Annotated in this window: 6 protein-coding genes, 1 tRNA gene and 3 rRNA genes; 3 read left to right on the top strand and 7 right to left on the bottom strand. The window is 54.8% G+C overall.

The window, feature by feature from the left end; genetic code table 11:
• Window positions 1–160 precede the first annotated feature (160 nt).
• Complete coding sequence (metA, locus tag CDA56_RS02765) at window positions 161–1,090, bottom strand: homoserine O-acetyltransferase MetA (protein WP_064375855.1); 930 nt, start codon at window positions 1,088–1,090, stop codon at window positions 161–163.
• A 156-nt stretch (window positions 1,091–1,246) separates the two neighbouring features.
• Between metA and CDA56_RS02760 the strand changes: the two genes are divergently transcribed.
• Window positions 1,247–1,684, top strand: coding sequence for an acetyltransferase (locus tag CDA56_RS02760; protein WP_009651731.1), 438 nt, complete (start codon window positions 1,247–1,249; stop codon window positions 1,682–1,684).
• Window positions 1,685–1,781: 97 nt separating this feature from the next.
• Here CDA56_RS02760 and rrf read toward each other — a convergent pair.
• From rrf to CDA56_RS02740, 4 genes are all read right to left on the bottom strand, one after another.
• Window positions 1,782–1,897, bottom strand: a 5S ribosomal RNA gene (gene rrf, locus CDA56_RS02755).
• 70 nt (window positions 1,898–1,967) lie between these two features.
• A 23S ribosomal RNA gene (locus CDA56_RS02750) occupies window positions 1,968–4,873 on the bottom strand.
• Window positions 4,874–5,063: 190 nt separating this feature from the next.
• Window positions 5,064–5,138 (bottom strand) — tRNA-Glu (locus CDA56_RS02745).
• 87 nt (window positions 5,139–5,225) lie between these two features.
• Window positions 5,226–6,765 (bottom strand): 16S ribosomal RNA (locus tag CDA56_RS02740).
• Together the 16S, 23S and 5S rRNA genes with 1 tRNA gene alongside form the textbook arrangement of a ribosomal RNA operon.
• Before the next feature lie 628 nt (window positions 6,766–7,393).
• On the opposite strand from CDA56_RS02740, the gene purH reads away from it, so the two are divergent.
• Both purH and purD read left to right on the top strand, forming a co-directional pair.
• Window positions 7,394–8,983, top strand: a complete 1,590-nt coding sequence (purH, locus tag CDA56_RS02730) for a bifunctional phosphoribosylaminoimidazolecarboxamide formyltransferase/IMP cyclohydrolase (protein ID WP_102804034.1) — start codon at window positions 7,394–7,396, stop codon at window positions 8,981–8,983.
• 15 nt (window positions 8,984–8,998) lie between these two features.
• Window positions 8,999–10,291, top strand: coding sequence for a phosphoribosylamine--glycine ligase (purD, locus tag CDA56_RS02725; protein WP_014227507.1), 1,293 nt, complete (start codon window positions 8,999–9,001; stop codon window positions 10,289–10,291).
• On the opposite strand, the gene zraR is transcribed toward purD, so the two are convergent.
• Both zraR and zraS read right to left on the bottom strand, forming a co-directional pair.
• Window positions 10,288–11,622, bottom strand: coding sequence for a sigma-54-dependent response regulator transcription factor ZraR (gene zraR / locus CDA56_RS02720; protein WP_032721071.1), 1,335 nt, complete (start codon window positions 11,620–11,622; stop codon window positions 10,288–10,290). The two genes, purD and zraR, sit on opposite strands and share 4 nt — an antisense overlap.
• Window positions 11,619–13,007 (bottom strand): two-component system sensor histidine kinase ZraS, encoded by a 1,389-nt coding sequence (gene zraS / locus CDA56_RS02715; protein WP_025107528.1) that lies wholly within the window; start codon window positions 13,005–13,007, stop codon window positions 11,619–11,621. Before zraS ends, zraR begins: the two co-directional genes overlap by 4 nt.
• Window positions 13,008–13,026: the final 19 nt, after the last annotated feature.

The following is a 13,026-nucleotide window of genomic DNA, read 5'->3' as shown; positions in this document are numbered from 1 at the left end:
AAAACAATTTCCATTTTTAATTTAATTATCACTTAACCTATTGATAACAATATAAATAAAGTTTAATTACAATATGAGCTGCATTTCGGAAATAAAAAAGGCACCCGAAGGTGCCAGAGGCAAAATGCTGAAACGCTTTAGGATCGCGTTGTGTAGAAGATTAATCCAGAGTCGGATTCATATGGCGTAGATCGTATGGCGTGATCTGGTAGACGTAATAATTCAGCCAGTTGATAAATAGCAAATTGCCATGGCTTCGCCAGGTGGCGCGCGGTTTGTTCTGCGGATCGTTCTGCGGGAAATAATTATGTGGAACCTGCGGATCGAGACCCGCTTCCACATCGCGGAAGAACTCGTTGGCCAGGGTGTTCGCGTCATATTCCGGGTGACCGGTCACGAAGGCGATGCGCTTATCTTTGCTGGCAAACAGGTAGGCGTCCCCTTCTTCCGTCTCCGCCAGGATCTCGAGGTCGGTGTAGTCGCGTATCAGCGCCGCCGGGAAATCAGCATAGCGCGAGTGCGGGGCCAGAAAGCTATCGTCAAAGCCGCGGGTTAACAAGGCATGAGGTTGCAGGATATGGTGTTCGTAGACCCCGGAAATCTTCTCAGAGCGGGTCTGTTTAGGGATACCGTAGAGGATATTGAGGGCTGCCTGTACCGCCCAACAGACAAACAGCGTTGAGGTAACATGATCTTTAGCCCATTCGAGCACCTGTTTTATCTGCGGCCAGTAGGCAACGTCATTAAATTCAACCAAACCTAAAGGTGCACCGGTAACAATCAGGCCATCAAAGTTCTGATCGCAAATATCTTCAAAGTTGCAGTAGAAGTTGTTCAGGTGTTCCGCCGGAGTATTACGTGATTCGCGGGCATCGATGCGCAGCAGCTGGATATCAAGCTGCAGAGGAGAGTTGGAAAGCAGTCGCAAAAACTGATTCTCAGTCTCAATTTTCTTCGGCATCAGATTAAGGATGAGCACCTTCAGCGGGCGGATTTCCTGAGTCGTCGCGCGAGTTGTCGTCATCACAAAGACGTTTTCATTACGCAAGAAATTGACGGCCGGTAGCTCGTCCTGCACCCGAATTGGCATAACTTTATTACCTCATAGCATACGTATAAACGTTTAGACATCCAGACAGCTGAAGATACCCAGGAATAAGGTGAATGTCGAGCCTGCAGGTGCAGGGTGAGAAAATTTCACGGAGACATTTGAGTTAGAATATAAGAACAAAGAAAAGGAGCAAATATGGTTATTAGTATCCGCCGTTCACGGCATGATGAAGGGAAAAAACTGATTGCGATCTGGCGTCGGTCGGTCGATGCAACGCACGATTTTTTATCAAAAGAGTATAGAGCGGAACTGGAAGATCTGGTGAGCGCGTTTTTACCCGAAGCGCCGCTGTGGGTCGCGGTGACGGAGAAAGACGAGCCGGTCGCCTTTATGCTGCTTACGGGGGAACATATGGATGCGCTATTCGTTGACCCTACGGTCCGCGGCTGCGGCGTGGGTAAGCTGTTGATTGAACACGCGCTGACGTTAGCGCCCAAACTGACGACCAACGTTAATGAGCAGAATGAACAAGCGGTCGGATTTTATAAGAAGATGGGCTTTAAGGTGACAGGCCGTTCTGAGACGGACGATCTTGGCAAACCCTATCCGTTATTGAATTTGGTACATGAGTAATGAAGTAAGACCGGATAAGGGTAACCGCTGTCCGGTCGATTCTGGCGACAAAACGCAAAAAGCCCATCCGTCAGGATGGGCTCTTCACTTGTTTGATGCCTGGCAGTTCCCTACTCTCACATGGGGAGACCCCACACTACCATCGGCGCTACGGCGTTTCACTTCTGAGTTCGGCATGGGGTCAGGTGGGACCACCGCGCTGTCGCCGCCAGGCAAATTCTGTTTAATCTGTATCAAGCTGTATTGAAAATCTCTCAAATCGCCAAAACATCTTCGGCGTTGTAAGGTTAAGCCTCACGGTTCATTAGTACCGGTTAGCTCAACGCATCGCTGCGCTTACACACCCGGCCTATCAACGTCGTCGTCTTCAACGTTCCTTCAGGACTCTCAAGGAGTCAGGGAGAACTCATCTCGGGGCAAGTTTCGTGCTTAGATGCTTTCAGCACTTATCTCTTCCGCATTTAGCTACCGGGCAATGCCATTGGCATGACAACCCGAACACCAGTGATGCGTCCACTCCGGTCCTCTCGTACTAGGAGCAGCCCCCCTCAATTCTCCAGCGCCCACGGCAGATAGGGACCGAACTGTCTCACGACGTTCTAAACCCAGCTCGCGTACCACTTTAAATGGCGAACAGCCATACCCTTGGGACCTACTTCAGCCCCAGGATGTGATGAGCCGACATCGAGGTGCCAAACACCGCCGTCGATATGAACTCTTGGGCGGTATCAGCCTGTTATCCCCGGAGTACCTTTTATCCGTTGAGCGATGGCCCTTCCATTCAGAACCACCGGATCACTATGACCTGCTTTCGCACCTGCTCGCGCCGTCACGCTCGCAGTCAAGCCAGCTTATGCCATTGCACTAACCTCCTGATGTCCGACCAGGATTAGCTGACCTTCGTGCTCCTCCGTTACTCTTTAGGAGGAGACCGCCCCAGTCAAACTACCCACCAGACACTGTCCGCAACCCCGATTAGGGGCCCACGTTAGAACACCAGCCATTAAAGGGTGGTATTTCAAGGATGGCTCCATGCAGACTGGCGTCCACACTTCAAAGCCTCCCACCTATCCTACACATCAAGGACCAGTGTTCAGTGTCAAGCTATAGTAAAGGTTCACGGGGTCTTTCCGTCTTGCCGCGGGTACACTGCATCTTCACAGCGAGTTCAATTTCACTGAGTCTCGGGTGGAGACAGCCTGGCCATCATTACGCCATTCGTGCAGGTCGGAACTTACCCGACAAGGAATTTCGCTACCTTAGGACCGTTATAGTTACGGCCGCCGTTTACCGGGGCTTCGATCAAGAGCTTCTCCTTACGGATAACCCCATCAATTAACCTTCCGGCACCGGGCAGGCGTCACACCGTATACGTCCACTTTCGTGTTTGCACAGTGCTGTGTTTTTAATAAACAGTTGCAGCCAGCTGGTATCTTCGACTGATTTCAGCTCCACGAGCAAGTCGCTTCACCTACCATCAGCGTGCCTTCTCCCGAAGTTACGGCACCATTTTGCCTAGTTCCTTCACCCGAGTTCTCTCAAGCGCCTTGGTATTCTCTACCTGACCACCTGTGTCGGTTTGGGGTACGATTTGATGTTACCTGATGCTTAGAGGCTTTTCCTGGAAGCAGGGCATTTGTCACTTCAGCACCGTAGTGCCTCGTCATCACACCTCAGCGTTAGTGACGTTCCGGATTTACCTGGAACATCCGCCTACATGCTTAAACCGGGACAACCGTCGCCCGGCCAACATAGCCTTCTCCGTCCCCCCTTCGCAGTAACACCGAGTACAGGAATATTAACCTGTTTCCCATCGACTACGCCTTTCGGCCTCGCCTTAGGGGTCGACTCACCCTGCCCCGATTAACGTTGGACAGGAACCCTTGGTCTTCCGGCGTGCGGGTTTTTCACCCGCATTATCGTTACTTATGTCAGCATTCGCACTTCTGATACCTCCAGCAACCCTCACAGGCCACCTTCAACGGCTTACAGAACGCTCCCCTACCCAACAACACATAGTGTCGCTGCCGCAGCTTCGGTGCATGGTTTAGCCCCGTTACATCTTCCGCGCAGGCCGACTCGACCAGTGAGCTATTACGCTTTCTTTAAATGATGGCTGCTTCTAAGCCAACATCCTGGCTGTCTGGGCCTTCCCACATCGTTTCCCACTTAACCATGACTTTGGGACCTTAGCTGGCGGTCTGGGTTGTTTCCCTCTTCACGACGGACGTTAGCACCCGCCGTGTGTCTCCCGTGATAACATTCTTCGGTATTCGTAGTTTGCATCGGGTTGGTAAGTCGGGATGACCCCCTAGCCGAAACAGTGCTCTACCCCCGAAGATGAGTTCACGAGGCGCTACCTAAATAGCTTTCGGGGAGAACCAGCTATCTCCCGGTTTGATTGGCCTTTCACCCCCAGCCACAAGTCATCCGCTAATTTTTCAACATTAGTCGGTTCGGTCCTCCAGTTAGTGTTACCCAACCTTCAACCTGCCCATGGCTAGATCACCGGGTTTCGGGTCTATACCCTGCAACTTAACGCCCAGTTAAGACTCGGTTTCCCTGCGGCTCCCCTATACGGTTAACCTTGCTACAGAATATAAGTCGCTGACCCATTATACAAAAGGTACGCAGTCACCCAACAAGTGGGCTCCTACTGCTTGTACGTACACGGTTTCAGGTTCTTTTTCACTCCCCTCGCCGGGGTTCTTTTCGCCTTTCCCTCACGGTACTGGTTCACTATCGGTCAGTCAGGAGTATTTAGCCTTGGAGGATGGTCCCCCCATATTCAGACAGGATACCACGTGTCCCGCCCTACTCTTCGAGTTCACAACCTGTGTGTTTTAGTGTACGGGAGTATCACCCTGTACCCTGCGACTTTCCAGACGCTTCCACTAACACACAAGCTGATTCAGACTCCGGGCTGCTCCCCGTTCGCTCGCCGCTACTGGGGGAATCTCGGTTGATTTCTTTTCCTCGGGGTACTTAGATGTTTCAGTTCCCCCGGTTCGCCTCGTTAACCTATGTATTCAGTTAACGATAGTGCAACGAATTGCACTGGGTTTCCCCATTCGGACATCGCCGGCTGTAACGGTTCATATCACCTTACCGACGCTTTTCGCAGATTAGCACGTCCTTCATCGCCTCTGACTGCCAGGGCATCCACCGTGTACGCTTAGTCGCTTAACCTCACAACCCGAAGATGTTTCGTAAAACATCGTCGTGTCGCGAAAATTTGAGAGACTCGAACACACTTGAACAGTGTGTCGTTTCAATTTTCAGCTTGATCCAGATTTTTAAAGAGCAAATATCTCAAACGTCACCCGAAGATGAGTTTTGAGATATCGGTTGGTTGTGCCTTTCACTCACAGCCAGCAAGTGGCGTCCCCTAGGGGATTCGAACCCCTGTTGCCGCCGTGAAAGGGCGGAGTCCTAACCGCTAGACGAAGGGGACACGAGGTGTCGCGACTTCGCAGCCGTCTTGCTTCTTTACATCTATCAGACAATCTGTGTGAGCACTACAAAGGCAGGTTCTTTAAGGTAAGGAGGTGATCCAACCGCAGGTTCCCCTACGGTTACCTTGTTACGACTTCACCCCAGTCATGAATCACAAAGTGGTAAGCGCCCTCCCGAAGGTTAAGCTACCTACTTCTTTTGCAACCCACTCCCATGGTGTGACGGGCGGTGTGTACAAGGCCCGGGAACGTATTCACCGTGGCATTCTGATCCACGATTACTAGCGATTCCGACTTCATGGAGTCGAGTTGCAGACTCCAATCCGGACTACGACATACTTTATGAGGTCCGCTTGCTCTCGCGAGGTCGCTTCTCTTTGTATATGCCATTGTAGCACGTGTGTAGCCCTACTCGTAAGGGCCATGATGACTTGACGTCATCCCCACCTTCCTCCAGTTTATCACTGGCAGTCTCCTTTGAGTTCCCGACCGAATCGCTGGCAACAAAGGATAAGGGTTGCGCTCGTTGCGGGACTTAACCCAACATTTCACAACACGAGCTGACGACAGCCATGCAGCACCTGTCTCAGAGTTCCCGAAGGCACCAAAGCATCTCTGCTAAGTTCTCTGGATGTCAAGAGTAGGTAAGGTTCTTCGCGTTGCATCGAATTAAACCACATGCTCCACCGCTTGTGCGGGCCCCCGTCAATTCATTTGAGTTTTAACCTTGCGGCCGTACTCCCCAGGCGGTCGACTTAACGCGTTAGCTCCGGAAGCCACTCCTCAAGGGAACAACCTCCAAGTCGACATCGTTTACAGCGTGGACTACCAGGGTATCTAATCCTGTTTGCTCCCCACGCTTTCGCACCTGAGCGTCAGTCTTTGTCCAGGGGGCCGCCTTCGCCACCGGTATTCCTCCAGATCTCTACGCATTTCACCGCTACACCTGGAATTCTACCCCCCTCTACAAGACTCCAGCCTGCCAGTTTCGAATGCAGTTCCCAGGTTGAGCCCGGGGATTTCACATCCGACTTGACAGACCGCCTGCGTGCGCTTTACGCCCAGTAATTCCGATTAACGCTTGCACCCTCCGTATTACCGCGGCTGCTGGCACGGAGTTAGCCGGTGCTTCTTCTGCGGGTAACGTCAATCGACAAGGTTATTAACCTTATCGCCTTCCTCCCCGCTGAAAGTACTTTACAACCCGAAGGCCTTCTTCATACACGCGGCATGGCTGCATCAGGCTTGCGCCCATTGTGCAATATTCCCCACTGCTGCCTCCCGTAGGAGTCTGGACCGTGTCTCAGTTCCAGTGTGGCTGGTCATCCTCTCAGACCAGCTAGGGATCGTCGCCTAGGTGAGCCGTTACCCCACCTACTAGCTAATCCCATCTGGGCACATCTGATGGCAAGAGGCCCGAAGGTCCCCCTCTTTGGTCTTGCGACGTTATGCGGTATTAGCTACCGTTTCCAGTAGTTATCCCCCTCCATCAGGCAGTTTCCCAGACATTACTCACCCGTCCGCCACTCGTCACCCGAGAGCAAGCTCTCTGTGCTACCGTTCGACTTGCATGTGTTAGGCCTGCCGCCAGCGTTCAATCTGAGCCATGATCAAACTCTTCAATTTAAGTTTGATGCTCGTAGAATTAAACTTCGTAATGAATTACGTGTTCACTCTTTGAGACTTGGTATTCATTTTTCGTCCGAGGACGTTAAGAATCCATGTCACTTTGAGTGCCCACACAGATTGTCTGATAAATTGTTAAAGAGCAGTGCAACGCGGCTTTCGCTCACCGTTGCGAGGTGGCGTATATTACGCTTTCCTCTTTCAGAGTCAACCCGTTATTTCAGGGTTTTTTTCTCTTCAACCGACCGGGTTGTTTGTGAAGTGATTCACATCTGCCGTGTCGATGGAGGCGCATTATAGGGAGTTCCCGAGCATCCGCAATAGTAAAATTGCAGAAAAATGACTGACTGCTGCATTCCCCAGCAAAACCCCGCTTTATACCCTGTTACGCACAGAATTATCCACAGGTGGCGGCCGATACCCTCTTATAAAGGCCCGCTATCCTCTCTCTATAGGGCGCGATCCTGGGCTAAAAAGAGAAAGATAAAAATTCGCGAGCGTTGCGCAAACGTTTTCGTTACAATGCCGCGCTATAACAAGGATGCCCGGTTGGGTGCGTTAGGTGAGTTTTTAGACAAAAATTCACCTAACGCTCTCTGTAATATTCAAATCCTGGGGATTTAATACCATGCAACAACGTCGTCCAGTCCGCCGCGCCCTGCTCAGTGTTTCTGACAAGGCCGGTATCGTCGAATTCGCGCAGGCGCTTTCCGCTCGTGGTGTCGAGCTACTGTCTACGGGTGGTACCGCACGCCTGCTGGCTGAGAAAGGTCTGCCGGTTACCGAAGTCTCTGACTACACCGGTTTCCCGGAAATGATGGACGGACGCGTGAAGACCCTGCATCCGAAAGTTCACGGCGGTATTCTCGGTCGCCGCGGCCAGGATGACGGTATTATGGAACAACACGGTATCGCGCCTATTGATATGGTGGTGGTTAACCTGTATCCGTTTGCTCAAACCGTTGCCCGCGAGGGCTGCTCGCTGGAAGATGCGGTAGAAAACATTGATATCGGCGGCCCAACCATGGTTCGCTCAGCGGCGAAGAACCATAAAGACGTCGCCATCGTGGTGAAGAGCAGCGACTACGATGCCATTATTAAAGAGATGGATGCCAACGAAGGCTCCCTGACCCTCGACACCCGCTTCGACCTCGCCATTAAGGCATTCGAACACACCGCCGCCTACGACAGCATGATTGCCAACTACTTCGGCAGCATGGTTCCGGCCTATCACGGCGAGAGCAAAGAAGCCGCGGGTCGCTTCCCGCGCACCCTGAATCTGAACTTCGTTAAGAAGCAGGATATGCGCTATGGTGAAAACAGCCACCAGCAGGCGGCCTTCTATATAGAAGAAGAAGTCAAAGAAGCCTCTGTTGCCACTGCACAGCAGGTTCAGGGTAAAGCGCTCTCCTATAACAACATCGCTGACACCGATGCCGCGCTGGAATGCGTCAAAGAATTCAGCGAGCCGGCCTGCGTTATTGTGAAGCACGGCAACCCATGTGGCGTAGCGGTAAGCACCTCTATTCTGGACGCCTACGACCGTGCGTACAAAACTGACCCGACCTCTGCCTTCGGCGGCATTATCGCGTTTAACCGCGAACTGGATGCCGAAACCGCGCAGGCGATCATCTCCCGCCAGTTTGTTGAAGTGATCATCGCGCCGTCTGCGACGGAAGAAGCCCTGAAGATCACTGCCGCGAAACAGAATGTCCGCGTCCTGACCTGCGGTCAGTGGACGCAGCGCGTACCTGGTCTGGACTTCAAACGCGTTAACGGCGGCCTGCTGGTTCAGGATCGCGATCTGGGTATGGTTACGGAAGGCGAACTGCGCGTGGTTTCCAAACGCCAGCCGACCGAGCAGGAACTGCGCGATGCGCTGTTCTGCTGGAAAGTGGCGAAATTCGTTAAATCCAACGCCATTGTGTACGCCAAAGAGAATATGACCATCGGGATAGGCGCAGGCCAGATGAGCCGCGTTTACTCCGCCAAAATCGCCGGGATTAAAGCCGGTGATGAAGGTCTGGAAGTGAAAGGTTCGGCTATGGCGTCCGACGCTTTCTTCCCGTTCCGCGACGGTATTGATGCCGCTGCTGCCGTTGGCGTGAGCTGCGTCATTCAGCCCGGTGGTTCTATTCGCGACGAAGAGGTGATTGCCGCCGCCGATGAGCACGGCATCGCGATGATCTTCACCGACATGCGCCACTTCCGCCATTAATTCACGGAGCAGACGATGAAAGTATTAGTTATTGGCAACGGCGGACGCGAACACGCGCTGGCCTGGAAGGCCGCACAGTCACCGCAGGTTGATACCGTTTTTGTCGCCCCGGGTAACGCGGGCACCGCGCTGGAACCGGCGCTGCAGAACGTGGCTATCGGCGTCACCGATATTCCGGCGCTGCTGAGCTTTGCGCAAAGCGAGAAGATTGACCTGACCATCGTTGGCCCGGAAGCGCCGCTGGTAATTGGCGTTGTCGATGCGTTCCGTGCCGCAGGGCTGAAAATCTTCGGCCCAACGGAAGGCGCGGCGCAGCTTGAAGGCTCCAAAGCCTTCACCAAAGATTTCCTCGCGCGTCATAACATCCCGACGGCGGAATACCAGAACTTCACCGAAGTCGAGCCCGCGCTGGCGTACCTGCGTGAGAAAGGCGCGCCGATCGTCATCAAGGCCGACGGCCTGGCCGCCGGCAAGGGCGTGATTGTCGCCATGACGCTGGAAGAAGCGGAAGCCGCCGTTCACGACATGCTGGCAGGTAACGCCTTTGGCGACGCCGGACACCGCATCGTCATTGAAGAGTTCCTCGACGGCGAAGAGGCGAGCTTTATCGTGATGGTCGACGGCGAGCACGTCCTGCCGATGGCCACCAGCCAGGATCATAAACGCGTGGGCAATGGCGATACCGGCCCGAACACGGGCGGTATGGGCGCTTACTCACCGGCGCCGGTGGTAACCGATGAGGTTCACCAGCGCACCATGGAACGCATTATCTGGCCAACCGTAAAAGGTATGGCAGCGGAAGGGAACACCTACACCGGTTTCCTCTATGCGGGCCTGATGATCGATAAACAGGGAAACCCGAAGGTTATCGAGTTCAACTGCCGCTTTGGCGATCCGGAAACCCAGCCGATCATGCTGCGCATGAAATCGGATCTGGTAGATCTGTGCCTCGCCGCCTGCGACGGCAAGCTGAATGAGAAAACCTCCGAGTGGGACGAACGCGCCTCGCTGGGCGTGGTGATCGCCGCCGGTGGCTATCCGGGCAACTACAGTACCGGTGATGAGATCCACGGCCTGCCGCTGGAAGAAGCGGCTGACGGCAAGGTCTTCCACGCCGGTACCAGACTCGCTGATGACGATCGCGTGCTGACCAGCGGCGGCCGGGTGCTCTGCGCTACCGCGCTGGGTCACACCGTCGCTGAAGCGCAAAAGCGCGCTTACGCCCTGATGAGCGATATCCGCTGGGACGGCAGCTTTAGCCGTAACGACATCGGCTGGCGCGCTATTGAGCGTGAGCAAAACAGCTAACGGCTGAGCTTTGCCAGCAGCGTTTTGCGCGTAATGCCCAGCTGACGGGCGGCTTCAGTTTTGTTGCCGCCCGTTTTTTCGAGCGCCACCAGGATCGCTTCTTTCTCGACTTCCACCAGCGGCTGAATAATATCCTCGCCGTGCGGCGCGTCCGAAACCGACGTACCGGCAATCGCCAGCGGCAGCTCGCGTTCCGAGATATACTCTCCGGTCAGCAGGACCACCGCCCGCTCTACCGCATTTTCCAGTTCGCGAATATTCCCCGGCCATGCGTAGTGAATCAGTAAGTCCATCGCCTGCGGCGTAAACCCCTGCACCGCTTTGCGGTTACGCTCGGCATAACGCTGCAGGAAATAGCGCGCCAGCTGAGGGATATCCTCCTTGCGCTGACGCAGCGGCGGCATATCGATAGTCACGACGTTCAGGCGATAGTAGAGATCCTGACGAAAACGTCCGGCGCTGACCTCTTCAGCTAAATCCCGGTGGGTGGCGGCAATTAGCCGTACATCTACCGAAAGGGTCTGATTGCTGCCCACGCGCTGCACTTCACGCTCCTGAATCGCCCGCAGCAGGCGCACCTGCATCAGCGGTGAAATATCGCCAATCTCATCGAGAAAGAGCGTACCGCCGTCCGCTTCAACAAAACGCCCTTCTCGCCGTTTGTCCGCGCCGGTAAAGGCGCCTTTCTCGTGACCAAACAGCTCCGACTCCAGCAACGACTCGTTGAGTGCGGCACAGTTGAGGATCACCAGCGGCCTGCGGCTGCGGGCGCTGCTGGCGTGCAGCGCCCGCGCGACCAGCTCTTTCCCGGTGCCCGACTCGCCGTGAATTAATACCGTCGCATCAGAGGGGGCAACCAGGGCAATATTATTCAGCAGCGCCCGCATCGCCGGGCTATCGCCCACCATGCCAAACTGGGCCGCGGGGGGACTACCCGCGACGGGTGACTCGCTCAGCCGCGTATGGGCCAACGCCTCAGACAGCGTCTGCTGCAGCTTGTCAAAGTCCAGCGGCTTAATCAGGTAGTCCAGCGCACCGGATTTCAGCGCCTCCACGGCGGTATCGACGCTGGAGTATGCGGTCATGATCAATACCGGAATCGACGGATTCCAGGTTTTGATCTCTTTCAGCGTTTCGATGCCGTCCATCTCGGCCATGCGGATATCGCAAAGCACCAGATCAAACACCGTCTGGCGCACCTGTTCCAGCGCCTGTACACCGTTGTAGGCCAGCGCAACCCGGTATCCCCAGCCCCGCAACAGCGCCTGTAAGATAGTGCAGTGGCTAATGTCATCGTCCACCACCAGAATATCGATCTGCTCGCCACTCATCCTTGTTCATCCTTTTGTTGCCCGTTGACCGGCAAATAGAGAGTAAATAGCGCGCCTTCGCCGGGGGCGCTCTCGGCGTGAATCGTTCCGCCGTGCTGCTCGACAATGTTCTGCACCACCGCCAGGCCCAGCCCGGTGCCGTCGGCCTTGGTCGTGAAGTACGGGGTAAAAATGGCCTGTAGCTGTTCCGCCGTCATCCCCTTGCCGCTGTCCGCAACGCTCACCTTTACTCGCCCGTCGCCGCATTCCCTCACCGCCACCGTAATCACGCCATCGCGGCCAATAGCGTGGACGGCATTGAGATAAAGGTTCAGCAGCACCTGTTTCAAACGATCCGGATCGGCCTGAATGCGGCATAGCGCGGGCTGCGCGGTGAACGCGAGCGTTATTGCCCGGCTGGCGGCATCCTGGCTAATTAGCTGAAGCGAGTGCGTAATCACGTCATTCAAATCAACCGATTGATACGTTAAATGCGCCGGACGCACCAGTTCCAGCAGCTCGCTGACGACCCTGTTCAGGCGATCGGCTTCCTTCGCCATCACCTGGGCCAGCTGATGCGCTTCGCCATCGGCTGGGGTTCGCTCGGCAAAATACTTTGCCAGCCCTTTTATAGATGACAGCGGGTTGCGGATCTCATGGGCGACGCCCGCGGCCAGATGACCAAGCGCCACCAGCTTTTCTTTACGCGCCGTCGCCTCCTGCAACTGCTTGCGCGAACGTTGATAGCGGCGGAACCAGAACTGCGCCAGCAACGTTGCCGCCATCACTACGCCCGCCGCGCAGAGCATGATAACCATATTACGCAGGCTACGGGCATGGTCGGCATCCAGCTCGCGGGTATCAAAAGCAATAAAAATAACCTGGGGAGCCTGGGTACGTAGCCCGGCAGCTTCGCGACGCATCATCATGCGCATATGATGCCCGCCGCCGTTAAGCGGGCGAAATTGACGATAAATCTCCAGCGCCGGTTCCGGTTTTTCGAGCCGGCGCCAGCGCTCCTCGCTCCCAATATTCAGCTCACGCAGAGTGCTGGCAGAGTAGAGCGACTCACCAACCCGCTGCGGGTCGCTATGGGCAATGATTTTACCGCTCTCATCCGTCACAGCGAACCACAGCACGCCTGGCTGCCAGGCCATCTCCTCCAGCAACGCCTGCAGTTGGGAATGATGCATACGCATTCCCATGCCCACCCGGGCGCCGGACTCAAGGGCGCGAATCAGCACGCTGCCCTTTTCCTGGATAGTCTGGCGCGCGGCTTCATTTTCACGGCCATAATCACGCACGATTAACGCAGAGAACAGGCACACCAGCAGCAAGATAAGGCCGGTTAACAACCAGCTCAGCCAGACGGCGACGGAATCCTTAGACAACCGCATCGCGTTCATGACAACTCCCTTTCCTCAG

Source organism: Klebsiella michiganensis (genome assembly GCF_002925905.1).
Taxonomy (GTDB): Bacteria; Pseudomonadota; Gammaproteobacteria; order Enterobacterales; family Enterobacteriaceae; genus Klebsiella; species Klebsiella michiganensis.
Note: the sequence above shows the minus strand (reverse complement) of the source record. Positions and strands in the feature narration are given on the sequence as shown.